The following is a 22,078-nucleotide window of genomic DNA, read 5'->3' as shown; positions in this document are numbered from 1 at the left end:
TGTCCGGCCGTGTTGTCCGGACGGCTCGCCCCGATACCGGGACCCCCACCAGGAAGCAGGGATACGCCATGAGCAGCACCGTGGAGCTGACCAAGGAGAACTTCGACCAGACGGTCACGGACAACGACTTCGTCCTGATCGACTTCTGGGCGGAGTGGTGCGGTCCCTGCCGGCAGTTCGCGCCGGTCTACGAGAAGGCGGCGCAGGACAACCCGGACCTGGTGTTCGGCAAGGTGGACACCGAGGCGCAGCCGGAGCTGGCGGCGGCCTTCGGTATCCAGTCCATTCCGACGCTGATGATCGTCCGTGACCAGGTGGCCGTGTTCGCGCAGCCCGGCGCGCTGCCGGAGGCGGCACTGGCGGATGTCATCGGGCAGGCCCGCAAGCTCGACATGGACGAGGTCCGCAAGGCGGTCGCCGAACAGCAGGCGCAGGCCGAGCGGCAGGCCCAGGCGGCCGAGCAGCAGGCGCAGGCCGGGCAGGGTGGCCAGGCCGGCGAGTGACCCGCCCGGTGATATGACGCGCGGTCAGCTGGAGTCGCGGTGCACCACCGCGGCGCCCAGCACCTCGCGGTGCTCCAGTGACGCGCCCGGGTCGCGGACCGCGCGGTCGACGAGTTCGGCGAGGTCGCGGCCCGACGGCAGCTCGATGTGGACGGTGCTGAGGCGGGGCCGCAGCAGCCGTCCGACCATGAGGTCGTCGGCGCCGATCAGGGCCGTGTCGCCGGGGAGGTCGACGTCCTCGTCCTGGAGCGCGCGCATGAGCAGCATGGCGTACTCGTCGTTGTACGCGAAGACCCCGTCGAGGCCGAGGTCGCGCCAGCGTGCGGCGAGCCGGGCCGCTGCCCGCTCCTCGTAGGCGAGCGGCAGCTCGGTCACGGTGGCGTCGGTGCCGCGCAGGGCCTGGCGTACGCCGTCCAGGCGGGGCAGTGAGAAGGTCTCCAGGCCGGGTTCCTCGGGGACGACGACACCGATACGGCGCCGCCCGCGCGCGTACAGATGCGCGCCGGCCACCCGGCCGACCGCCGCGTGGTCCATGAGCAGGGCGTGCGCGCCGTCGACGGGCTCGGGCCCGAGCGTGACCACGGCGCGGGCGCCGGAGCGCTTGAGCAGGGCCACGCCCTGCGGGCCGAGGCCGGAGCCCGGCACCAGGACGGCCACGGGGCGCAGCTCCGCCCAGGCGCGGGCCGCGTCGTCGCCGGTCAGGCCGAGGCTGCCGTACTGGACGACCGTGTAGTCGAGGCGGCCGAGGGCCGACTGGAGTTCGTTGATGAACTGGCTGTAGAGCGGTCCGACCGGGATGGTCGGGGCGGGCATCAGGACCATCCGGCTGTGCCCGGCGCGCAGGCTGCGGGCGGCGGCGTGCGGAACGTATCCGAGTTCCTTCGCGGCCTCGTGGACCCGGCGTCGGGTGGGCTCGCTGATCCGTACGGCGCTGGTGTTGTTCAGGACGTAGGAGACGGTCGCCCGGGAGACGCCGGCCAGACGGGCCACATCGGCACTCGTGGGCACGGAACGCTGCGCGGGCGCGGGCGTTTTCGGTATCTGCACCATGACGTACGGCATCTTGGCAGAAGCCCGGGGACCCGGGTCCGGCGCCCCCGACCGCCCCGCTTACCCGCCCCGGGCGCCCCGCTCATGCCAGTCGTACGTCAGGCCCCCTGGGACTCGTAGGTCACGACTCCTCGGGCGCGGCCGGTGTGACGCCGGTGACGCGGGTGACCAGGTCGGTCCAGCCCGCCTCCAGCCGGTTCAGGGGCATGCCGCACTGCCTGGTCAGGTGGTGGATCGCGACGGGGTCGAGGAAACCCATCAGCGCCGTCGTGAGCAGTTCGCAGTCCGCGTCGGGGAGCGCCTGTCGCAGCAGCAGGGCGACGTGGCCGCGCAGCAGGCGGCGGGCCGGGGCGGTGAAGCGGCGGGCGTGGTCCGGCTCGGCCGCGATCTGGAGTTCCAGCGACTCCGCGCAGTGGCGCAGCATGGCGTGCCCGAAGGCGTTCAGCCGGTCCACGGGCGGCGCGCCGGGGCCGAGCGGCGGGGGCCCGCTCAGGAACGCGGCCTGGAACTTGCGCTCGGAGTGGTCGAGCAGGGCGGTCAGCAGGCCGACGCGGTCGCCGAAGCGCCGGAAGACGGTGCCCTTGCCGACCTGGGCCGCCGCGGCCACCGCCTCCATGGTGACGCCGGCCGCGCCGTGCTCGGCGATCAGCTTCGCGGCGGCCTCCAGCAGCCGCGCCCGGTTGCGTGCGGCGTCGGCGCGCAGGCAGGGGTCCTGTCCCGAGACGCCGAGCTCCAGCAACTCGGGGGCGCCGACGGGCTCCTGGTGCGGCGGGAAGGGCGGGAGGGAGGCGGACATGAAGACAGCGTAAAGCATCGGGAATGAAACTGGACCGTGGTCCGGTTAGGTGCTACAACTTTAAACGGACCCCGGTCCGGATAGGGCCCCGGCCCACTCAACCGCCGTTTTCCTCAGTCATCGGGAGTTACCCCATGTCCGTTCGCATCCTCGCGCTCGTCGGCAGCCTCCGCGCCGGTTCGCACAACCGCCAGCTCGCCGAGGCCGCCGTGAAGCACGCCCCCGAGGGCGTCGACATCCAGGTGTTCGAGGGTCTGGCCGAGATCCCGTTCTACAACGAGGACATCGACGTCGAGGGCGCCGTGCCGGCCGCCGCCGTCCGGCTGCGCGAGGCCGTCGCCGCCGCCGACGCGCTGCTGCTGTTCACGCCCGAGTACAACGGCACCATGCCGGCGGTGCTGAAGAACGCCATCGACTGGCTGTCCCGCCCGTACGGCGCCGGCGCCATCGTCGGCAAGTCGGTCGCCGTGGTCGGCACCGCGTTCGGCCAGTACGGCGGCGTCTGGGCGCACGACGACACCCGCAAGTCGGTCGGCGTCGCGGGCGCCAAGGTACTGGAGGACGTCAAGCTCTCGATCCCCGGCTCGCTCCAGCGTTTCGCCGAGACCCACCCGGCCGACGACGCCGAGGTGGCCGCGCAGCTCACCGAGGTCGTGGCCCGACTGCACGGCGAGGCCGTGGCGGCCTGACCCGCACCGCAACACCGCACCCGCGCCGCACCGCCTCAAGGGGGCCGGAGCACACCGCTCCGGCCCCCTGGCCATGCCCGGCAGGCTCGTCGCGGCGGCGTCCGCCCGTCATATGTTCGTTGAAGCTTGTTCAAACCAGGGATCTTTTCACGCCAACTCTGCGAGGGTGGGCGCATGCAGACCCTCTACCGAAGACTGCTCACATTCCTGCCCCGTCTCGGACTGAAGGTGATCGACCTGGGGCCCGGGACCGCGGTGGTCTCCCGGCGCGGCGGACGCACCCGCATCCCGCTGGAGCCGGGGGCCGATGTGGTGGCCCGCGACAACGGCCAGTACACGGTGGCGGGCGCCGGCAAGGACACCTGGGTGGTGCTGCGCGACCGGTCGGCGCGGGCCGGCGAGCGGGTCCGGGAGTGGACCGGCGTCCGGCTCGGCGACACCGGCGCACGGCTGCTGCTGGACCGGCGCGCCCCGGCGGACGAGCGCCGGATCCAACTGGCCGCCGCCGAGTATCTGTGCACCCAGCACGTGGCCGCGATGCTCGAGCTGTACGGGGTGAACTGCGTCTTCGACGTCGGCGCCAACGCCGGGCAGTACGCCGGGCGGCTGCGCCGGCTCGGCTATCGCGGCCGGATCGTCTCCTTCGAACCGACCGCCGATGCCTTCGCCCGCCTGCGGGATGCCGCCCGCGACGACCCCGACTGGCAGGTGCGCCACTGCGGGCTGGGCCGCGAGGACACGGTGAGCACCATCCACACCGGCTGGAACACCATGAACTCGCTGCTCCCGCCCAGCGACTACGGCCGCGACCGCTACCGCCGGTTCGCCACCACCCGCACCGAGCAGATCGAGATCCGGCGGCTGGACACGCTGATGGACGAGGCGCTCGACGGCATCGCCGACCCGCGCCCCTTCCTGAAGATGGACACCCAGGGCTACGACCTGGAGGTGTTCGCCGGCGCCGGGGAGCGCGTCGCGGATTTCGTGGGCCTGCAGTCGGAGGTGGCCGTCCTGCGGCTGTACGAGGGCAGCCCGCGGATGGGCGAGGCCATCGCGACGTACGAGGCGGGCGGCTTCGAGATCACCGGGATGTACCCGGTGACCCGGGATGCGGCCACGGGCCGGGTGGTCGAGTTCGACTGCGTGATGATGCGCGCCAAGGCGGCACCCGAGCCCGCTAGCTGACGGGGCGCTTCTCTCCCGTCTCCGGCCGCTTGGCGGCCCGCAGACTGGTGACCGTGGTGACCGCGAGCACCAGCACGATGAAGCCGAGGGAGACCGGGATGCTGATCTCGGGCACGTGGACCCCGGACTCGTGCAGCGCGTGCAGCACCAGCTTCACGCCGATGAAGCCCAGGATGACCGACAGGCCGTACGACAGGTGGACCAGCTTCTTCAGCAGGCCACCGATGAGGAAGTACAGCTGCCGCAGACCCATCAGGGCGAAGGCGTTGGCGGTGAACACGATGTACGGGTCCTGGGTCAGTCCGTAGATCGCGGGGATGGAGTCCAGGGCGAACAGCACGTCCGTGGAGCCGATGGCGAGCATCACGACCAGCATCGGGGTCATGACCCGCTTGCCGTTCTGCTCGACCCACAGCCTCGTGCCGTGGTACCGGTCGGCGACACCGAAGCGGCGCTCGACGGACTTGAGCAGCTTGTTCTCCTCGTACTCCTCCTCGTGCTCCTCCTTCCGGGCGTCCTGGATCAGTTTCCACGCGGTCCAGATCAGGAAGGCGCCGAAGAGGTAGAACACCCACGAGAACGCGGAGATGATCGCGGCGCCGGCGGCGATGAAGCCGGCCCGCAGCACCAGGGCCATCAGCACGCCGACCATCAGCACGCGCTGCTGGTACTGCGGCGGCACCGCGAACTTCGCCATGATCAGAACGAAGACGAAGAGGTTGTCGACGCTCAGCGACTTCTCGGTGATGTATCCGGCGAAGAACTCCCCGGCCGGTCCCCAGCCGCCGGTCATGCCGAGCCCGACACCGAAGGCGCAGGCCAGGACGATCCACACCACCGTCCAGACGCCGGCCTCCCGCAGCGAGACCTCATGGGGCTTGCGGCCGATCAGGAAGTCGACGGCGACGAGGACACAGAGGACGGCGACGCTCAGCAGCCAGACGGTGAAGGAGACGTTCACGGCGGTGCTCCTGGGGCGACGTGGGGCCGGGGCCTCCCAGCATCGTCACAGAGCACCGCGTCAGGCGCCCGCCGCCGGCTCCGCCCGGAACCGCGCGGCCCACTCAGCGGTCGCCCGGAGCCCGCCGAAGGTGTAGAAGTGCACCTTCACCTCGCCGTGGACGTCCGGGTCGTAGCCCTCGGCGAGCGCCCGCAGAAAGCGGTCGGGGCCGGCCGTACCCATGAGGTTGGTCAGGGAGAACCCGTACTTGCGGGCGATGGAGGCGCTGGTGCCGACGCCGAAGCGGGTGGCGTACGACACCAGCCGCCGCACCCCGGCCGGGCCGGGCACGCCGATCCGGATCGGCAGGTCGATGCCGCGCTGGCGGGTCTCGGCGACCCAGGCGAGCACCGGGTCGACGTCGAAGCCGAACTGGGTGACGACCTGGCCGCCCAGCCCCTTCCCGGCGAGCGCCGCGCTCTTGTCGGCGAGCGCCGCCCACAGCACCCGGTCGGTGATCGCGGGGTGGCCCTCCGGGTAGCCGCTGATGCCGACGTGGCGGACGCCGTGACGCTCCAGGAGTCCGGTGCGGATCACGGCCAGCGCGTCCTCGTACGGCCCGTGCGGCCGGGCCGGGTCTCCCCCGACGACGAACACCCGCTCCCCGGTCCCGTCGGCCCGCAGCCCGGCCAGGAACTCCTCCAGCTCGGCCCGCGAGCCGATCCGGCGGGCCGCGAGGTGCGGCACCGGAAGAAAGCCGAGCCGCTTCACGGCCCGCGCCGCCGCCAGCCGCGTGCCCAGGTCCTCGTTGCCGAGGAAGGTCACGTTGATCCGGGTGCCCGGCGGGATGAGATGCCGCGCCTCCTCCAGCTGCGGCACGTCCTTGCCGGTCATCTCCAGGGAGAAGTCCTCCAGCAGCGCGGCACGCACGGCGCGGGGCGCGGCGGGGCCGGGGGCGGGGGCGGCGGGGCCGGGGGCGGTGGGGCCGGGGTTCATCGAGCTCCTTCGGCGTCGGGTACGACGGCTCGCCGAGCGGAGCGGTGCCTGGTGGGCGGCGCTCCGGCGTCGCGGCGCAACAGGGTACGCGGGCGGCGCAGGGCCGGTGCGGGCGGGACGGCGAGCGGCGCGGGGAGGGCCCAGGCGGGGAGCGGGAGCGGGGCGGGGGCGCCTCGTGGAATCCGCTACGGCGGGGAGCCGAGCCGATGGCCGAAGCCCGGGTTACGCTGCGGCGGTTCGAGGACTCGTCCGGATTTGGGAGGATTCATGCCCTCGCGCCTCAACCCGTACCTCAGCTTCGACGGCGACGCCCGGCAGGCCATGGAGTTCTACCGGGAGGTGTTCGGCGGCACGCTCAAGCTCAGCACCTTCGGCGAGTTCGGCCGGCCGGACGCCCCGGAGGCCGACAAGATCATGCACGGCATGCTGGAGACCCCGGCCGGCTTCACCCTGATGGGCGCCGACACCCCGCCCGGATCCACGTACACGCCCGGCAACGCCTTCGCCGTCAGCCTCAGTGGTGACGACGACGCCGAACTGCGCGGCTACTGGGAGAAGCTGTCCGCCGACGGCTCCGTGCCCGTGCCGCTGGAGCGGCAGATGTGGGGCGATGTGTTCGGCATGTGCACGGACCGGTTCGGCGTCACCTGGATGGTCGACATCACAGGGGAAGCGGCGAACGGCTGACGCGGATCTTCGACTGCCCGTGCGGCCGCTTCTCCCAGTCGTCCATGAAGCGGGCGTGCAGGCCGTGGCGGTGGGCCAGGGTCAGCAGGGTGTCGGTGCGGTAGTAGAAGTCCTCGCGCAGCACCTGGTGTTCGGTGCCCTCGGTGCGGTCGAAGGTGAAGTCGAAGAAGCCGGTGGGCTTCAGGACGCGGCCGACGTGGGCCAGGCATTCGTCGATCACTTCGATCGGGGAGTGGGAGAAGACGCTGTGCGCGTGGACGACGTCGAAGTGGTCGCCCGGCAGGAACTCCAGCTTCAGGTCGCCCGTGATGGTCAGGTGCGGGAGCTTGTCCTGCAGGCCGCGCTCGGCCAGCGTCTTCTTCGCGGCGATGAGGATGTCCGGGGAGATGTCGATGCCGTAGTAGTGGCCCGCGTCGAGGTAGTCGATGAAGCGCCAGCCGCCGCGCAGGTTGCCGCAGCCGATGTCCAGCATCCGGTGTTCGGGGCGCAGCCCGTGTTCCAGCAGGTACTCGAACTGCATGAGGCCCAGCGCCAGCCAGCGGTCGTGGCTGCGGCTGCCGACCGCCGCCTCCGGGCTGCGGCGGGTGTCGGAGGCCATCACCGCCCGGTAGTAGCCGATGTGGTCGGGATGCTTCAGGCGCAGCCAGGCGTCCCGGCCCGCCCGGCGGACGTACGGGGCTATGCGCGCCGGGTGGCGCAGGGCGTAGCCGACCTTGTGGGGCAGGGCGGCGCGGTTGCTGCGCAGCTTGCTCGGGGAGGTGGCGTCCTGGGTCATGGCGGTGTGGCCTCCGTCCGACGGGTTCGACACCATTCTGGGAGCAACCGGTCACACCGCGCCATCGCGCGTCCGGCTCGCGGCCGGCCCGCATCGCCGCCTCCGCCTGCCACGCCCGGTTTACGCGAGGCCGTTCCTTCAACCGGAAACGCCGTGGCCCGCGGTGAACGGCCGCTGCCGGCAGGGGCGTTCCCCGCCCGGCCACGAAACGTTACCGTTCGGTAGACAACGCGCCCCCGGAGGAGGCCCGTATGACGTTCACCCCTGCCGCCGGTCTGGCGGAGACCGCTCGCGCCCTGGCCGCCGGTGAGGTGACGTCCCAGGCCGTGGTCGCCGAGGCGCTGGCGCGCATCAAGGCGACCCAGGGTTCGGTCAACGCCTTCCGGCTCGTCCGTGCCGAGGCGGCGCTCGCCGAGGCGAAGGCGGCGGACCGGGAGCTGGCCGCGGGCGGACGCCGGCCGCTGCTCGGGGTGCCCGTCGCGGTCAAGGACGACATGGACGTGGCGGGCGAGCCGACCGCGTTCGGCTGCCGGGGAACGTTCCCGCCGGTCGCCGAGGACGGCGAGGCGGTACGGCGGCTGCGGGCGGCCGGTGCCGTGATCGTCGGCAAGACCAACACCTGTGAGCTGGGGCAGTGGCCGTTCACCGAGGGGCCCGCGTTCGGCGCCACCCACAACCCGTGGAGCCTGGAGCACACGCCGGGTGGCTCCTCCGGCGGCAGCGCCGCCGCCGTGGCGGCAGGGCTGGTCCCGGCCGCGCTCGGCTCCGACGGGGCCGGTTCGGTGCGCATCCCCGCCTCCTGGACCCATCTGATCGGCATCAAGCCGCAGCGCGGGCGCATCTCGACCTGGCCGCGCGGCGAGTCGTTCCAGGGCATCACGGTCAACGGCCCGCTGGCCCGCACGGTCGCGGACGCGGCCCTGCTGCTGGACGCGGCGAGCGGCAACCACCCGCGCGACCCGCACCGCCCGCCCGCCCTGAAGGTCTTCGAGGCGGTCGGCCGCGACCCCGGCCGGCTGCGTATCGCCCTCTCCCTCACTCCGCCGTTCACCGCGCTGCCGGCCCGGCTGGACCCGCGGGTCCGGGCCCGGGTGACCGAACTCGCCGAGAAGCTGAGCGCGTTGGGGCATGTCGTGGAGGAGGCCGACCCGCCGTACGGGCAGATCGGGCTGACCTTCGTGCCCCGGGCGACGGCCGGTATCGCCGAATGGGTGCGCGACGCGCCCGAGCCGGCGCTGCTCGACCCGCGCACCCGCGGCGCCGCCCGGCTGGGCCGGCTGCTCGGCGGGGTCCCGCTGAGGGCGGCGCGGCGGGCGGAGGCGGTGCTGCACCGTCGTATCGGCGCCTTCTTCACGTCGTACGACGTGGTGCTCGCGCCCACGACGGCGACTCCCCCGCCCCGGATCGGCGCCCTGTTCGGTCTGGGCCCGCTGGCCACCGACCGGGCGATGATCGCCGCGTGCCCGTACGCCTGGCCGTGGAACGTGCTGGGCTGGCCGGGGGTCGGCGTGCCCGCCGGTTTCGTGGACGGCGGGCTTCCCGTGGGCGCGCAGCTGCTCGGTCCGGCGCACAGCGAACCGCTGCTGGTGTCGCTCGCCGCCCAGCTGGAGGCGGAGCTGCGCTGGCATGAACTGCGGCCTCCGGAACGCTCGTTGACGGAGTTCCCCGCGGCATGAGCCGGCCGCTCCGGGCCTGAGCGTCCACCCTTCCCGGCGCGACGGCATGACCGCCACACCGACCTATTGACCGTGTCCAGTCATAGCGCTACGTTCCCGGTGATCGTGACCGTAAGGAAACCTTCCTAACAGTGCACCCCCCACCGGAGGATGTCATGCGCAGGCCTCTGCTCACTCTTCTCGCCGCCGCGACGCTCGCCGGACTCGGCGCGTCCCCCACCCCCGCCTCGGCGACCGGCTCTCCCACCGCACCCACAGCGAACAGCCCCACCGCCGCCACTCCGACAGCGGCCACCCCCGCCGCCGTCAACGGCCGCCTCAAGGTGTGCGGCCTCAAGCTCTGCAACCAGTACGGCAAGCCGGTCCAGTTGCGCGGCATGAGCAGCCACGGGCTGCAGTGGTACAGCCAGTGCCTGACCGACGGCTCACTGAACGCGCTGGCCGGCGACTGGAACGCCGACGTGCTGCGGATCTCGCTCTACGTCCAGGAGGGCGGCTACGAGACGAACCCGCGGAAGTTCACCGACCGGGTGCACCAGCTCATCGAGATGGCCACGGCCCGCGGCATGTACGCCCTCGTCGACTGGCACCAGCTCACCCCCGGCGACCCGCACCACAACCTGGAGCGCGCCAAGACGTTCTTCACGGAGATCGCCCGGCGCCACCGCGGCAAGACCAACCTGCTCTACGACATCGCCAACGAGCCCAACGGCGTCAGCTGGTCGCGCATCAAGTCGTACGCTGAGCAGCTGATCCCGGTGATCCGCGCCCAGGACCCGGACACGCCGATCCTGATCGGCACGCACGGCTGGGCCTCGCTCGGCATCTCGGACGGCCGCGACGAGCGGGATGTCGTCGACAACCCGGTCCGGGCGAGCAACATCATGTACACGTTCCACTTCTACGCGGCGTCGCACGGCCAGGAGTACCTGAGCGCGCTCGACCGGGCCTCGGACCGCATCCCCGTCTTCGTCACCGAGTTCGGCACCCAGGAGGCCAGCGGGGACGGCCCGAACAATTTCAGCCGCACCCAGCAGTACCTGGACCTGATGGCGCGCAAGAAGATCAGCTGGGTCAACTGGAACTTCTCCGACGACCACCGCTCGGGGGCGGTCTTCAAGAGCGGTACGTGCGACGCGGGCGGCCCCTGGGCGGGCACCGCCTCGCTCAAGCCCGCCGGGGTCTGGATCCGCGACCGGATCAGGACGCCGGACGACTTCCCGACGGGCTGAGCCGCCGCTCCGGGAACGCCCGGGCGAACGCCTCCCGGACGACCGCGCCGGGGGTGCGGTCCAGCACTCCGAACACCACGTGCTCGAACGCGCCCGCGAACCGGCCGCCGGGCCCCAGCAGCCCGCGGAACGCGCCCGCGACCCGCGCCGGGTCGTTCCGGAACACCCCGCAGCCCCAGGCGCCCAGCACCAGACGCCGGTGACCGTGGGCCGCGGCGGTCTCCAGGACCCGCTCGGCGCGGCGGGTCAGGGCGTGCGGCAGCTCGGCCGCGCGGTCGGGCGCGGTGCGCCGTACGACGCCCGCGTTGGGGGCCGCCGCGGTCAGGAACCCGGCGGTGAACGGCTCGTCGAGCAGCCGGCCCCGGTCGTCACGGAAGACCGGCACGGCCGGGCTGTGGATGACACGGTCCGTGTAGAACGGGTCGCGGTGGGTGCGGTGGTGGTCGTAGAACTCGGGGGCCCGCAGCAGACAGGTGTACAGCGCGGAGGCGCGGCACAGGGCCTCTTCCTGGGCCTGGGCGCCGTTGAGGTAGCCGCCGCCGGGGTTGCGGGCCGAGGCGAAGTTCAGGACCGCCGTCGCGGCGCCGAGGCGGCGGGCGGCCTCCAGGCTGCTCTCGCCGGTGACCTCGACCAGGGTGTCCGTGGTCGGCGCGGACGCCACCGGGACCGGCAGGGGCACCGGACCGGGGCCCAGCATCCTGGTGCCCGACCGGGCCGCCTCGATCGCGTCCGCGAGGGAGATCTCGTGGCCGCCGGGCGACCGGTAGCCCCCGGCCGCCACGATCTGTTCCGTCTCGCGTGCGATGCCGCGCAGGCGCGCGCTCACGGCGCCACCCCCGTCGGCGCCGTGGCCGCGCGCCGCGCGGCCTCCCCCGTCGTGCTCATGAACTGATCCTGAGCGATCCTGGTCCTGCGGTGCAACAGAGTTTCCCGGCCCCGGAAACGGCGGGCGTCCCGCCCGGAAACACAGGCCGTCAGCACCGGACGGTCCTGACATCCCGTTCCGATCGTCCCGATTTGCCCCCTTGTACGAACGCGCGTCAGGGTCTTGGGTGGGACAAGTGTGTGCCGGCGGGCCCCACGGGCCCCGACCGGCGGCATGGAGGAACCTCAGAAGGGATCCCGACATGTCCGATGCGGCAAGCGACTGTACGCAGACCCGCGCCGCCGTCACCGAAGCCGAGGTGGAGGCACTGGTCCGCGGTATCTGCTTCAAGACCGGACCGCCCCGCTCCGTCGGTGTCGAGCTGGAGTGGCTGGTCCACGAGCTGCGGCAACCGCAGCTCCCCGTGACACCCGAACGACTCGAAGCGGCCTACGCCGCCCTGCGCGCCACGCCCCTGGCGTCGGCGCTCACCGTGGAACCCGGCGGCCAGCTGGAGCTGAGCTCGCCGCCCGCCGCCTCCCTCATGGAGTGCGTGCGCACCGTCTCCGCCGATCTGGACGCCGTCCGCGCGGTCCTGCGCGAACGGGGACTCGGCCTCGTCGGCCTCGGCCACGACCCCTGGCACGCGCCGAGCCGGTTCCTGCGCGAGCCGCGCTACGACGCGATGGAGACCTTCCTCGACCGCACCGGACCGGCCGGCCGCGCCATGATGTGCGCCTCGGCGTCCGTGCAGGTCTGCCTGGACGCCGGATACGAGGAGCCCGGCCCGCTCGGTCATGTGCGGCGCTGGTGGCTGGCCCACCAGCTCGGCGCGGTCCTGGTGGCCGCGTTCGCCAACTCCCCGATGGCCGGGCGGCGGCCCACGGGCTGGGTGTCCACCCGCCAGCTGCGGTGGGCGCAGATCGGCGCCGGACGGGCGGGCGCGCCCATGCTGGACGCCGATCCGCGCGGCGCCTGGGCCCGGCGGGTGCTGGACGCGCCGGTGATGTGCGTCCGCCGCGAGGGCGGCCCCTGGGACGTACCCGACGGGCTGACGTTCCGCGAGTGGACCCGGTCGGGCGCGCCCCGGCCACCGACCGGCGACGACCTCGACTACCACCTGACGACGCTGTTCCCGCCGGTCAGACCGCGCGGCCATCTGGAGCTGCGGATGATCGACGCACAGCCCGGAGAGGACGGCTGGATCGTGCCGGTGGCCGTGACGACGGCGCTCTTCGACGATCCGGAGGCCGCGGAGACCGCCTACCGCACGGTCAAGCCGCTGGCCGAGCGCGCCCTCGGCCGGCCCGCGCCGCACAACCCGCTGTGGTACGCCGCGGCCCGGGACGGGCTCGCCGACCCGGAGCTGCGCGAGGCGGCCGAGGTCTGCTTCGCGGCGGCGCTGGACGCGCTGCCCCGGCTCGGCGCCTCGCCCGGGGTGACGGCCGCCGTCGCGGCCTACCGGGACCGCTATGTCGTCCACGGCCGCTGCCCCGCCGACGACCTGCTCGACCGGCTGCTCGGCGAAGACCTCCCCGGGTCCGGGCCGCGCCCGGCCGGACAGCCCACCGTCCCGCACGGGAAGGACCTGCGCTCATGACCGACACCGCCCCCGAGACCGTCTCCGAGACCACCCCTCACGCCGCTGCCGGGACCGACCCCGAGGCCTTCCGCGAGCGCGCCCTCGCCTCGCTGACCACCGCACGCGACCGCACCACCCTGCTGACCAGCTGCGTCGACGACCCGGACCTGACCGCCCAGCACTCCCCGCTGATGTCCCCGCTGGTGTGGGATCTCGCGCACATCGGCAACCAGGAGGAGCTGTGGCTGCTGCGGGCGGTCGCCGGGCAGGAGGCGATCCGGCCGGAGATCGACAGCCTCTACGACGCCTTCGAACATCCGCGCGCGGAGCGTCCGTCGCTGCCGCTGCTGCCGCCCGCCGAGGCCCGCGCGTACGCCGCGCAGGTGCGCCGCCGGGTGCTGGACGTGCTGGAGGGCACCGCCTTCCAGGGCACCCGGCTCACCGAGGCGGGGTTCGCCTTCGGGATGGTCGCGCAGCACGAACAGCAGCACGACGAGACCATGCTGATCACCCATCAGCTGCGCAAGGGCCCGCAGGCGCTCACCGCCCCCGATCCGGAGCCCGTCCCCCTGTACACCGGCCCGGCCGAAGTCCTCGTCCCCGGCGGCCCGTTCACCATGGGCACCTCCGCGGAGCCCTGGGCGCTGGACAACGAACGGCCCGCGCACCGCCGCGAGATACCGCCCTTCTTCATCGACACGACCCCGGTGACGAACGCCGCCTACCAGGCGTTCATCGAGGACGGCGGCTACGACGACCCGCGCTGGTGGACCGCCGAGGGATGGGCGCACATCCGCCGTCACTCCATCACCGCGCCGCTGTACTGGCGCCGCGACGGCGGGCAGTGGCTGCGCCGCCGGTTCGGGGTGACCGAGGTGGTGCCGCCGGACGAGCCGGTGCTGCACGTGTGCTGGTACGAGGCGGACGCGTACGCCCGCTGGGCCGGGCGGCGGCTGCCCACCGAGGCCGAGTGGGAGAAGGCGGCCCGCTTCGACCCGGCGACCGGCCGCTCCCGGCGCTATCCGTGGGGCGACGCCGACCCCGGACCCGAGCACGCCAACCTCGGCCAGCGGCATCTGCGCCCGGCGCCCGCCGGGAGCTACCCGGCCGGTGAGTCGCCGCTCGGCGTACGGCAGTTGATCGGTGACGTGTGGGAGTGGACGGCGAGCGACTTCCTGCCGTACCCGGGATTCCGGGCGTTCCCGTACAAGGAGTACTCGGAGGTGTTCTTCGGGCCGGACCACAAGGTGCTGCGCGGCGGTTCGTTCGCCGTGGACCCGGTGGCCTGCCGGGGCACCTTCCGCAACTGGGACTATCCGATCCGGCGGCAGATCTTCTCCGGCTTCCGCACGGCCCGCTCGCAGGACGTCTGATGTGCCGTCACCTCGCCTATGTCGGGCCCGCCGAGCCGCTCGGCGCGCTGCTGGTGGCGCCGCCGCACGCGCTGTACCGCCAGTCGTGGGCGCCGCGCCACCAGCGGTACGGCACGGTCAACGCCGACGGCTTCGGCGTCGGCTGGTACGCCGAGGGTGACCCGGTGCCCGCCCGCTACCGGCGCGCCGGGCCCATCTGGGCCGACCAGTCCTTCGCCGACCTGGCGCGGGTCGTGCGCACCGGGGCGCTGCTCGCCGCGGTGCGGGACGCGACGCTCGCGGGTGCGGACGCCGAGGCCGCCGCGGCGCCGTACGCCTCGGGCCGGTGGCTGTTCAGCCACAACGGCGCGGTCACGGGCTGGCCGGGCTCCCTGGCCGGGCTGTCCCGGAGCCTGCCGCCGGAGGACCTGCTGTCGCTGGAGGCCCGTAACGACTCGGCGCTGGTCTGGGCGCTGGTCCTGGCCCGGCTGCGCGCCGGGGACGATCCGGGCCGGGCGCTCGCCGACACCGTCCCGGAGGTCGCCGCGGCGGCCCCCGGCTCCCGGCTCAACCTGCTGCTCACCGACGGCGCCACCGTCACCGCCACCACCTGGGGCGACACCCTGTGGTACCTGGTCCGCCCCGGCGGCGGCACGGTCGTGGCGTCGGAGCCGTACGACGACGATCCGCGCTGGACCCAGGTCCCGGACCGCACGCTGGTCACCGCGGACCCCACCGAGGTGCGCCTCGCCCCGCTCAAGGAGCCGAGCCACGCCCCCGCCCCCGCACCACCGAAGGAGCCCCACACGTGAGCCCGTTCCTTCTCACCCGCACCCTCCCCGAGGACGCCACCGAGGCCGCCCTGCGCGCGGACGTCCTGCACGGCCTGACCGCCACGCCCAAGACGCTGCCGCCGAAGTGGTTCTACGACGCGCACGGCAGCGAGCTGTTCGAGAAGATCACCGAGCTGCCCGAGTACTACCCGACGCGCGCGGAACGGGAGATCCTGATCGACCGCGCCGCCGACATCGCCGCCGCGACCGGCGCCCGCACCCTGGTCGAGCTGGGCTCCGGCTCCTCCGACAAGACCCGGCATCTGCTCGACGCCTTCGGCGGCCTGCGGGTCTATGTGCCGGTCGACGTCAGCGAGAGCGCCCTCACCCAGGCCGGGCAGGCGCTCGTCGCGGAGCGGCCCGGTCTGTCCGTGCACGCGCTGATCGCCGACTTCACCGCCCGGCTGGAGCTGCCGGACACGCCGGGGCCGCGGCTGCTGGCGTTCCTCGGCGGCACCATCGGCAATCTGCTGCCCGCCGAGCGGGCCGTGTTCCTGGCCTCGGTGCGCGCCCTGCTCTCCCCCGGCGACGCGCTGCTGCTCGGCACCGACCTGGTCAAGGACGAGCGGGTGCTGGTGCGGGCGTACGACGACGCGGCGGGGGTGACGGCCGCGTTCAACCGGAACGTCCTGGCCGTCGTCAACCGTGAGCTGGGCGCCGACTTCGAGCCCGGTGCCTTCGACCATGTCGCGCTGTGGGACGCCGAGCGGGAGTGGATCGAGATGCGGCTGCGCTCCCGGCAGGCGCAGACCGTGAAGATCCCCGCGCTCGACCTCGCCGTGGACTTCGCGGCGGGCGAAGAGCTGCGCACCGAGGTGTCGGCGAAGTTCCGGAAGGAGGGGGTGCGCGCGGAACTGGCCGCCGCCGGGCTGGAGCTGTCCCACTGGTGGACGGACGGCGAGGGCCGTTTCGCGCTGTCGCTGAGCGTCGTGCCGTAGCAGCGGCAAGCGTCCTGCCGTAGCAGCGGCGGCGGGAGTCAGCTCGCCGGTGCCGCCAGTGCCTCCGTGATGCGGCGTGAGGCGCGGCGGGCCTCGGTCGCCGGGTCGGCGCCGGTGAGCACCTTCGTCATGTACTCCTTGATCGGGTTGTCCGCCTCGACGTTCGCCCACTCGGGGGTGCTGGGTGTCGCCCGGCCCCGGGCCGCGCCCGCGGCCATGGCGGCGACGCCCTCCTCGTCCGCGACCTCGTCGGCCAGGGTGGTCTTGTTGGGCACGTAGTTCATGGTGCGGGCGAGTTCGGTGTTCCACTCGGCGCCGGTGAGGGCCTCGACGACGGCGATCGCGCCGTCGCGGACGTCGGTGTTGCGCGGTACGACGAGGTCGGAGCCGCCGGTGAAGACGGCGCCGGGCCTGCCGGCGCTCTTGCCGGGCACGGGGAAGAAGCCCAGCTTGCCCTCCAGGTCCGGGTTCTGCCGTACGACTGCCCGGGCGAGGCCCGGCACGGCAACGATCTGCGCGACCCGGCCGCCGGCGAACACCCCGGCCTGCGGCGGGTGTTCCTCGTCGGCGTCGACGGGGCCGTCGCCGAGGGCCTGGAGGCGGCGGTAGAAGTCCATGCCGCGCAGGGCGGCCGGGGTGTCGAGGCTGCCGCGCCAGGTGCCGCCGTCCTCCTCGGCGAGGTCGCCGCCCTCGTCCCAGACGAACCCGGCGAGCGTGTACCAGTCCTGTCCGGCGAGGTAGATGCCCTGGGTGCCGCCGGAGTTCAGTTTCCCGGTGATCTCCAGCCACTCCTCGCGGGTCTTGGGCGGGGCGGTGATCCCGGCCTGCTCGAAGAGGTCCTTGCGGTAGATGACGACGCGGTTGGCGGCGTACCAGGGGATGCCGTACTGCGCGGAGAGCTGCCGCCCCGGTTCGGCGAGGCCGGGCAGCCAGTCGTCCATGCCCCAGTCCCGCATCGACTCCAGGGTCAGGTCGAGCAGCCCGCCGCCCTCGATGTACTGCGGGACCTGGGTGTTGCCGACCTCGATCACATCGGGGGCGTCGGCGGTGTCGGACTCCAGGGCGGCGTGCACCTTGTCGCCGATGCCGGTCCATTCCTGGATGCGGATGTCCAGGTCGAGGTCGCCGTGGGTGCGTTCGAACTCCTCGGTGAAGCGGTCCAGGAACTCCTTGGAGGCACTGTCCTTCATCAGCCAGACGGTGACGGTGCGCCGCTGCGGGCCGCCGTCGCCCGGGAGGACACCGCAGCCGGTGACGAGCGAGGCGGTCATGACGCAGGAGAGGGCGAGCATGCGGCGACGTCTCACGAGGGGTCCTGTTCTGTCTGCGGACAGGGAGAGGGAAGCCCGACGTGGGGGGACGAGCCCAGGGCTCGTACGGGTGTGCTGGATTTTGGTATGGACCAATGCGGAGGTCAAGGGATACGGCCCGGGAGGCCGACGTCTCGCGGACCGCCGCAGCTTGGGGCACGGTGGAGTGACGTGTGACACAGCCGTCACAGCGGAGAGGAGCACCCCATGTCGAACCACACCTACCGGGTCACCGAGATCGTCGGCACCTCCCCCGAGGGCGTGGACCAGGCCGTCCGCAACGGCATCACCCGCGCCTCGCAGACCCTGCGCAACCTCGACTGGTTCGAGGTCACCCAGGTCCGGGGCCAGATCGAGAACGGGCAGATCGCCCACTGGCAGGTCGGCCTGAAGGTGGGCTTCCGGCTGGAGGACGCGGACTGATCCGCCGGGGTTACGTCCGCCCTTACGTCCGCCCCTCCCGCTCCTGCGCGACCTTCAGCGCGGTGGAAGGAGTGGCCCAGCGGGCCCGCAGTACGGTGAAACCGGCTCGCTCCGCGTCGGCGCACACCAGTTCGTCGTCGTCCACCAGGACCCGGATCTCCCGGGTGCGGGCGAGGCGGCGCAGGATGGCCAGCTTGGTGAAGCGGGCGGGCCGGCGGTCGTCGTCGCGGCGCATGTACACCCGCCCCTCGGGCAGCCCGTGCCCGGCCAGCCAGTCGAGCGTGTCGCGGCGGCAGCGCTCGGGCCGCCCGGTCAGGTAGACGACCTCGCACTCGCGGGCGCTCTCCCGCGCCAGCGCGACACCCTCCGGCAGCGGCGGGTCCTGCGGCGCGGCGGCGAAGAAGCCGTCCCAGTCGCGGGGCTTGCGCTCCAGGAACCGCTGCCGGTGCGCGGTGTCGGCGAGGGTGTTGTCCAGGTCGAACACGGCCAGCGGGAGCTTGGTGCCGTCCGGGGCCTTGCTGTTGCTGTTCGTCACAGCCCCCACCCTAGGGGGCGTCTCGCCCCCTGAGGCGGGACGGAATGCGGTGCCCGAGGTCGGGGTGGCTACGCGCTGCCCCCGAAGGGCGACAGGACCAGGGGCGGTCCTGCATGGAGTCGAACCACGAAGAACGCGTGACCGGCGCACCGGGCACCTGCCTCTCACCGTAGGCCGGGGCGTCGCGCGCATGCCAACCATTTACGGCGGGGCGGTCCCGCCCCGGGGGCGCGCGGGGCGTCCGCCTCCCGGGAATGCGCGCGGGCCGCACGTGTTGAACCTGGTGTGAGTTCCGTGATCACCTCCACCCGTTTCTCCGTGCTCGACCGCTCCCGCACCCGGGAGGGACGCCCGGTCGGCGAGGCGCTGCGCGACACCGTGCGGTTCGCGCAGGAGGCGGAGCGGCTCGGCTACCACCGGTTCTGGGTGTCGGAGCACCACGGCGTGCCCGGCGTCGCCGGTTCCGCACCGACCGTGCTGGCCGCCGCCGTGGCGGGCGCCACCCGGACGATCCGGGTGGGCACCGGCGGCGTGATGCTGCCCAACCACCGGCCACTCGTCGTCGCCGAGCAGTTCGGCGTGCTGGAGTCGCTGTTCCCCGGCCGGATCGACATGGGTCTCGGCCGCTCGGTCGGCTTCACCGGCGCGGTGCGCAAGGCGCTGGGCCGGGACAAGGGGGACGCCGAGGACTTCGAGGCCCAACTGACCGAGCTGCTGGGCTGGTTCCGCGGCACCTCCCCGACGGGCGTGCACGCGCGTCCCGCCGAGGGCCTGACCGTGCCGCCGTTCGTGCTCGCGATGGGCGAGGGCGCGGCGATCGCGGCCCGCGCGGGCCTGCCGATGGTCATCGGCGACCTGCGCGACCGGGAGAAGATGCTGCGCGGCGTCGAGCACTACCGCGCGCACTTCCGTCCGTCGCCCTGGGCGAGCGAGCCGTACGTGGTGATCTCCGGCACGATCGCCGTGGCGGCGACCCGTGAGGAGGCCCGGCGGCTGCTGGTCCCGGAGGCGTGGTCGATGGCGTACTCACGCACCCACGGCACCTTCCCGCCGCTGCCGCCCGCCGAGCGGGTGGCGGCGCGGACGATGACCGAGAAGGAGCGCGGCTTCTACGAGTCCGGGCTCACCGGGCAGCTCGCGGGCACCGAGGAGGAGGTCGCCGGGGAGCTGGAGCGGGTGCTGAAGGAGACGGACGCGCAGGAGGTCCTGGTCACGACCAGCGGGTACGACCGTGACGCGCTGCTGGACTCATACCGGCGGCTGGCCCGGATCGCGGGACTGGCACCGGCGCACGGGGGCACCCCGGCGTTCGGGGACGCCCCGGCGTAGAATCGCGGGGTTTGTCCCCCTCCCCTCAGGCGCGCACGGAGTTCCCCCGCATGAGCAGCCCGCACGACCCGTACGTCCGCGTCCGCGGCGCCCGCGAGCACAACCTCAAGGGGGTCGACGTCGACATCCCCCGGGACGTGGTGGCGGTGTTCACGGGCGTCTCGGGCTCCGGGAAGTCGTCGCTGGCGTTCGGCACGATCTACGCGGAGGCGCAGCGGCGCTACTTCGAGTCGGTCGCCCCGTACGCCCGCCGGCTGATCCACCAGGTCGGCGCGCCCAAGGTCGGCGAGATCACGGGGCTGCCGCCGGCCGTGTCGCTGGAGCAGCGCCGCTCGGCGCCCACCTCGCGCTCCTCGGTCGGCACGGTCACCAACCTGTCGAACTCGCTGCGGATGCTGTTCTCCCGCGCGGGCGACCATCCGCCGGGCGCCGAGCGACTGGACTCGGACGCCTTCTCGCCGAACACGGCGGCCGGGGCGTGCCCGCAGTGCCACGGGCTCGGGCGGGTGCACCGTACGACCGAGGAGCTGCTGGTCCCCGACCCGTCGCTGTCGATCCGGGAGGGCGCGATCGCCGCCTGGCCGGGCGCCTGGCAGGGCAAGAACCTGCGCGACATCCTCGACACGCTCGGCTACGACGTGGACCGCCCGTGGCGTGAGCTGCCCGCCGAGCAGCGGGAGTGGATCCTGTTCACCGACGAGCAGCCGGTGGTGACCGTGCACCCGGTGCGGGACGCGGACCGGATCCAGCGGCCGTACCAGGGCGCGTACACGAGCGCCCGGCGGTACGTCATGAAGACCTTCGCGGACTCCAAGAGCCCTACCCTGCGGGCCAAGGCGGAGCGGTTCCTGACCAGCGCCCCCTGTCCCGGGTGCGGGGGCAGCCGGCTGCGGCCGGAGGCGCTGGCGGTGACCTTCGCGGGCCGTACCATCGCCGAGCTGGCGGCGCTGCCGCTCGCGGAGCTGGCGGACGTGCTGGAGGCGACCGACGAGCCCGCGCGGGTGCTCACCGAGGATCTGAAGGCGCGGATCGCCCCGGTCGTCGAGCTGGGCCTCGGCTATCTCAGCCTGGACCGGGCGACGCCCACCCTCTCGGCGGGCGAGTTGCAGCGGCTGCGGCTCGCCACCCAGCTGCGGTCGGGGCTGTTCGGGGTGGTGTACGTCCTCGACGAACCGTCCGCTGGCCTGCACCCGGCGGACACGGAGTCCCTGCGCACGGTGCTGGAGCGGCTGAAGGCGGCCGGGAACTCGGTGTTCGTGGTCGAGCACCATCTGGACGTGGTGCGGGGCGCCGACTGGATCGTGGACGTGGGGCCGCGCGCGGGCGAGCACGGCGGACGGGTGCTGTACAGCGGCCCGGTGGACGGGCTGGCCTCGGTCGCCGGGTCGGCGACGGCCCGCTTCCTCTTCGACGGCTCCCCCACGGCGGCGCGTGAGGTGCGCCGGCCGCGCGGGCAGGTGAAGGTCGGGCCCGTCACCCGGCACAACCTGCGCGGGGTGACGGCCGAGTTCCCGCTGGGGGTGTTCACGGCGGTCACCGGGGTGTCGGGGTCCGGCAAGTCCACGCTCATCGGGGAGATCACCCAGGAACTGCCGGGCGTGGGACGGCTGGTGACGGTGGATCAGAAACCGATCGGCCGGACCCCGCGGTCGAACCTGGCGACGTACACGGGACTGTTCGACGTGGTGCGCAAGGTGTTCGCGGCGACGGACGCGGCACGGGAGCGGGGGTACGGCGTCGGCCGGTTCTCGTTCAACGTCGCGGGAGGGCGCTGCGAGACCTGCCAGGGCGAGGGGTTCGTCAGCGTGGAACTGCTGTTCCTGCCGAGCACGTACACGCCGTGCCCGGACTGCGGCGGTGCCCGCTACAACGCCGAGACGCTCGAGGTGACGTACCGGGGCCGGAACATCGCCGAGGTGCTGGACCTGACCGTCGAGTCGGCGGCGGAGTTCTTCGCCGACACCCCGGCCGTGGCCCGCAGCCTGCGCACCCTGCTCGATGTCGGCCTCGGCTATCTGCGCCTCGGGCAGCCCGCGACCGAGCTGTCCGGCGGGGAGGCGCAGCGCATCAAGCTGGCGAGCGAGCTGCAGCGCGGGCGCCGGGCGCACACCCTGTACCTCCTGGACGAGCCGACGACCGGGCTCCACCCGGCCGACGTGGAGGTGCTGATGCGGCAGCTGCACGGGCTGGTGGACGCCGGGCACACCGTGATCGTCGTCGAGCACGACATGTCGGTGGTCGCGGGCGCGGACTGGGTGATCGACCTGGGTCCCGGCGGCGGCGCGGAGGGCGGCCGGATCGTGGCGGCGGGCCCGCCCGCCGAGGTGGCGCGGGCCGGGGAGAGCCGGACGGCGCCGTATCTGGCCCGCGCGCTGCCGTGAG

The 22,078-nt window shown here is 73.3% G+C and carries 21 protein-coding genes; 13 read left to right on the top strand and 8 right to left on the bottom strand.

Features of this window, described 5'->3' with window-relative positions:
• The first annotated feature begins 68 nt into the window (after nucleotides 1–68).
• Nucleotides 69–503 (top strand): thioredoxin, encoded by a 435-nt coding sequence (trxA, locus tag ACIG0D_RS11265; protein WP_399798557.1) that lies wholly within the window; start codon nucleotides 69–71, stop codon nucleotides 501–503.
• A 24-nt stretch (nucleotides 504–527) separates the two neighbouring features.
• On the opposite strand, the gene ACIG0D_RS11260 is transcribed toward trxA, so the two are convergent.
• Both ACIG0D_RS11260 and ACIG0D_RS11255 read right to left on the bottom strand, forming a co-directional pair.
• Nucleotides 528–1,553, bottom strand: coding sequence for a LacI family DNA-binding transcriptional regulator (locus ACIG0D_RS11260; protein WP_399798555.1), 1,026 nt, complete (start codon nucleotides 1,551–1,553; stop codon nucleotides 528–530).
• A gap of 121 nt (nucleotides 1,554–1,674) precedes the next feature.
• Nucleotides 1,675–2,367 (bottom strand): TetR/AcrR family transcriptional regulator, encoded by a 693-nt coding sequence (locus tag ACIG0D_RS11255; protein WP_399798553.1) that lies wholly within the window; start codon nucleotides 2,365–2,367, stop codon nucleotides 1,675–1,677.
• A gap of 116 nt (nucleotides 2,368–2,483) precedes the next feature.
• Here ACIG0D_RS11255 and ACIG0D_RS11250 point away from each other — a divergent pair, with 116 nt between their 5' ends.
• Nucleotides 2,484–3,038, top strand: coding sequence for an NAD(P)H-dependent oxidoreductase (locus ACIG0D_RS11250; protein WP_399798550.1), 555 nt, complete (start codon nucleotides 2,484–2,486; stop codon nucleotides 3,036–3,038).
• 174 nt (nucleotides 3,039–3,212) lie between these two features.
• On the top strand, nucleotides 3,213–4,223 hold the full coding sequence (locus ACIG0D_RS11245; protein ID WP_399798548.1) for an FkbM family methyltransferase: 1,011 nt from the start codon (nucleotides 3,213–3,215) through the stop codon (nucleotides 4,221–4,223).
• On the opposite strand, the gene ACIG0D_RS11240 is transcribed toward ACIG0D_RS11245, so the two are convergent.
• The gene (locus tag ACIG0D_RS11240; RefSeq protein WP_399798545.1) at nucleotides 4,216–5,184 is read right to left on the bottom strand and encodes a TerC family protein; all 969 of its coding nucleotides are present in this window, start codon (nucleotides 5,182–5,184) and stop codon (nucleotides 4,216–4,218) included. The two genes, ACIG0D_RS11245 and ACIG0D_RS11240, sit on opposite strands and share 8 nt — an antisense overlap.
• A gap of 60 nt (nucleotides 5,185–5,244) precedes the next feature.
• Nucleotides 5,245–6,057 (bottom strand): methylenetetrahydrofolate reductase, encoded by an 813-nt coding sequence (locus ACIG0D_RS11235; RefSeq protein ID WP_399799266.1) that lies wholly within the window; start codon nucleotides 6,055–6,057, stop codon nucleotides 5,245–5,247.
• A 369-nt stretch (nucleotides 6,058–6,426) separates the two neighbouring features.
• Between ACIG0D_RS11235 and ACIG0D_RS11230 the strand changes: the two genes are divergently transcribed.
• Complete coding sequence (locus ACIG0D_RS11230) at nucleotides 6,427–6,846, top strand: VOC family protein (RefSeq protein WP_399798542.1); 420 nt, start codon at nucleotides 6,427–6,429, stop codon at nucleotides 6,844–6,846.
• Here ACIG0D_RS11230 and ACIG0D_RS11225 read toward each other — a convergent pair.
• Nucleotides 6,821–7,621, bottom strand: coding sequence for a methyltransferase (locus ACIG0D_RS11225; RefSeq protein WP_399798540.1), 801 nt, complete (start codon nucleotides 7,619–7,621; stop codon nucleotides 6,821–6,823). The two genes, ACIG0D_RS11230 and ACIG0D_RS11225, sit on opposite strands and share 26 nt — an antisense overlap.
• A gap of 251 nt (nucleotides 7,622–7,872) precedes the next feature.
• Between ACIG0D_RS11225 and ACIG0D_RS11220 the strand changes: the two genes are divergently transcribed.
• Together ACIG0D_RS11220 and ACIG0D_RS11215 are read left to right on the top strand one after the other, a co-directional pair.
• Nucleotides 7,873–9,297, top strand: a complete 1,425-nt coding sequence (locus tag ACIG0D_RS11220; protein ID WP_399798538.1) for an amidase — start codon at nucleotides 7,873–7,875, stop codon at nucleotides 9,295–9,297.
• A gap of 155 nt (nucleotides 9,298–9,452) precedes the next feature.
• Nucleotides 9,453–10,529 (top strand): glycoside hydrolase family 5 protein, encoded by a 1,077-nt coding sequence (locus ACIG0D_RS11215; RefSeq protein ID WP_399798535.1) that lies wholly within the window; start codon nucleotides 9,453–9,455, stop codon nucleotides 10,527–10,529.
• Here the strand turns inward: ACIG0D_RS11215 and ACIG0D_RS11210 are convergent.
• A complete protein-coding gene (locus ACIG0D_RS11210; protein WP_399798533.1) occupies nucleotides 10,498–11,355 on the bottom strand; it encodes a TIGR02452 family protein in 858 nt (285 codons plus the stop codon). The genes ACIG0D_RS11215 and ACIG0D_RS11210 overlap by 32 nt on opposite strands.
• A gap of 301 nt (nucleotides 11,356–11,656) precedes the next feature.
• Between ACIG0D_RS11210 and egtA the strand changes: the two genes are divergently transcribed.
• The 4 genes from egtA to egtD are packed head-to-tail and all read left to right on the top strand — an operon-like array spanning nucleotide 11,657 to nucleotide 16,099.
• Nucleotides 11,657–12,994 (top strand): ergothioneine biosynthesis glutamate--cysteine ligase EgtA, encoded by a 1,338-nt coding sequence (gene egtA / locus ACIG0D_RS11205; protein ID WP_399798531.1) that lies wholly within the window; start codon nucleotides 11,657–11,659, stop codon nucleotides 12,992–12,994.
• Entirely contained in the window at nucleotides 12,991–14,349 is a 1,359-nt protein-coding gene (gene egtB / locus ACIG0D_RS11200; protein WP_399798529.1) for an ergothioneine biosynthesis protein EgtB, read from the top strand. Before egtA ends, egtB begins: the two co-directional genes overlap by 4 nt.
• A complete protein-coding gene (gene egtC, locus ACIG0D_RS11195; protein WP_399798526.1) occupies nucleotides 14,349–15,140 on the top strand; it encodes an ergothioneine biosynthesis protein EgtC in 792 nt (263 codons plus the stop codon). Before egtB ends, egtC begins: the two co-directional genes overlap by 1 nt.
• The gene (egtD, locus tag ACIG0D_RS11190) at nucleotides 15,137–16,099 is read left to right on the top strand and encodes an L-histidine N(alpha)-methyltransferase (protein ID WP_399798524.1); all 963 of its coding nucleotides are present in this window, start codon (nucleotides 15,137–15,139) and stop codon (nucleotides 16,097–16,099) included. Before egtC ends, egtD begins: the two co-directional genes overlap by 4 nt.
• Before the next feature lie 38 nt (nucleotides 16,100–16,137).
• On the opposite strand, the gene ACIG0D_RS11185 is transcribed toward egtD, so the two are convergent.
• Nucleotides 16,138–17,370 (bottom strand): extracellular solute-binding protein, encoded by a 1,233-nt coding sequence (locus tag ACIG0D_RS11185; protein ID WP_399799264.1) that lies wholly within the window; start codon nucleotides 17,368–17,370, stop codon nucleotides 16,138–16,140.
• Nucleotides 17,371–17,616: 246 nt separating this feature from the next.
• Here ACIG0D_RS11185 and ACIG0D_RS11180 point away from each other — a divergent pair, with 246 nt between their 5' ends.
• The gene (locus ACIG0D_RS11180; RefSeq protein WP_365767944.1) at nucleotides 17,617–17,832 is read left to right on the top strand and encodes a dodecin; all 216 of its coding nucleotides are present in this window, start codon (nucleotides 17,617–17,619) and stop codon (nucleotides 17,830–17,832) included.
• Between the two features lie 22 nt (nucleotides 17,833–17,854).
• On the opposite strand, the gene ACIG0D_RS11175 is transcribed toward ACIG0D_RS11180, so the two are convergent.
• A complete protein-coding gene (locus ACIG0D_RS11175) occupies nucleotides 17,855–18,367 on the bottom strand; it encodes a hypothetical protein (protein ID WP_399798521.1) in 513 nt (170 codons plus the stop codon).
• A 285-nt stretch (nucleotides 18,368–18,652) separates the two neighbouring features.
• On the opposite strand from ACIG0D_RS11175, the gene ACIG0D_RS11170 reads away from it, so the two are divergent.
• Both ACIG0D_RS11170 and ACIG0D_RS11165 read left to right on the top strand, forming a co-directional pair.
• Nucleotides 18,653–19,696, top strand: a complete 1,044-nt coding sequence (locus ACIG0D_RS11170) for an LLM class flavin-dependent oxidoreductase (protein ID WP_399798518.1) — start codon at nucleotides 18,653–18,655, stop codon at nucleotides 19,694–19,696.
• Nucleotides 19,697–19,746: 50 nt separating this feature from the next.
• Entirely contained in the window at nucleotides 19,747–22,077 is a 2,331-nt protein-coding gene (locus ACIG0D_RS11165; RefSeq protein ID WP_399798516.1) for an ATP-binding cassette domain-containing protein, read from the top strand.
• Nucleotide 22,078 lies beyond the last annotated feature (1 nt).

It is taken from the genome of Streptomyces sp. NPDC052773 (assembly GCF_044547145.1).
Lineage (GTDB): Bacteria > Actinomycetota > Actinomycetes > Streptomycetales > Streptomycetaceae > Streptomyces.
This window is presented reverse-complemented; position numbering and strand designations above follow the sequence as displayed.

Coding starts and splice junctions, on each gene's coding strand:
- trxA (WP_399798557.1), top strand. CDS start 69: ATGAGCAGCACCGTGGAGCTGACCAAGGAGAACTTCGACCAGACGGTC.
- ACIG0D_RS11260 (WP_399798555.1), bottom strand. CDS start 1,553: ATGGTGCAGATACCGAAAACGCCCGCGCCCGCGCAGCGTTCCGTGCCC.
- ACIG0D_RS11255 (WP_399798553.1), bottom strand. CDS start 2,367: ATGCTTTACGCTGTCTTCATGTCCGCCTCCCTCCCGCCCTTCCCGCCG.
- ACIG0D_RS11250 (WP_399798550.1), top strand. CDS start 2,484: ATGTCCGTTCGCATCCTCGCGCTCGTCGGCAGCCTCCGCGCCGGTTCG.
- ACIG0D_RS11245 (WP_399798548.1), top strand. CDS start 3,213: ATGCAGACCCTCTACCGAAGACTGCTCACATTCCTGCCCCGTCTCGGA.
- ACIG0D_RS11235 (WP_399799266.1), bottom strand. CDS start 6,057: ATGACCGGCAAGGACGTGCCGCAGCTGGAGGAGGCGCGGCATCTCATC.
- ACIG0D_RS11230 (WP_399798542.1), top strand. CDS start 6,427: ATGCCCTCGCGCCTCAACCCGTACCTCAGCTTCGACGGCGACGCCCGG.
- ACIG0D_RS11225 (WP_399798540.1), bottom strand. CDS start 7,621: ATGACCCAGGACGCCACCTCCCCGAGCAAGCTGCGCAGCAACCGCGCC.
- ACIG0D_RS11220 (WP_399798538.1), top strand. CDS start 7,873: ATGACGTTCACCCCTGCCGCCGGTCTGGCGGAGACCGCTCGCGCCCTG.
- ACIG0D_RS11215 (WP_399798535.1), top strand. CDS start 9,453: ATGCGCAGGCCTCTGCTCACTCTTCTCGCCGCCGCGACGCTCGCCGGA.
- egtA (WP_399798531.1), top strand. CDS start 11,657: ATGTCCGATGCGGCAAGCGACTGTACGCAGACCCGCGCCGCCGTCACC.
- egtB (WP_399798529.1), top strand. CDS start 12,991: ATGACCGACACCGCCCCCGAGACCGTCTCCGAGACCACCCCTCACGCC.
- egtC (WP_399798526.1), top strand. CDS start 14,349: ATGTGCCGTCACCTCGCCTATGTCGGGCCCGCCGAGCCGCTCGGCGCG.
- ACIG0D_RS11185 (WP_399799264.1), bottom strand. CDS start 17,370: ATGACCGCCTCGCTCGTCACCGGCTGCGGTGTCCTCCCGGGCGACGGC.
- ACIG0D_RS11180 (WP_365767944.1), top strand. CDS start 17,617: ATGTCGAACCACACCTACCGGGTCACCGAGATCGTCGGCACCTCCCCC.
- ACIG0D_RS11165 (WP_399798516.1), top strand. CDS start 19,747: ATGAGCAGCCCGCACGACCCGTACGTCCGCGTCCGCGGCGCCCGCGAG.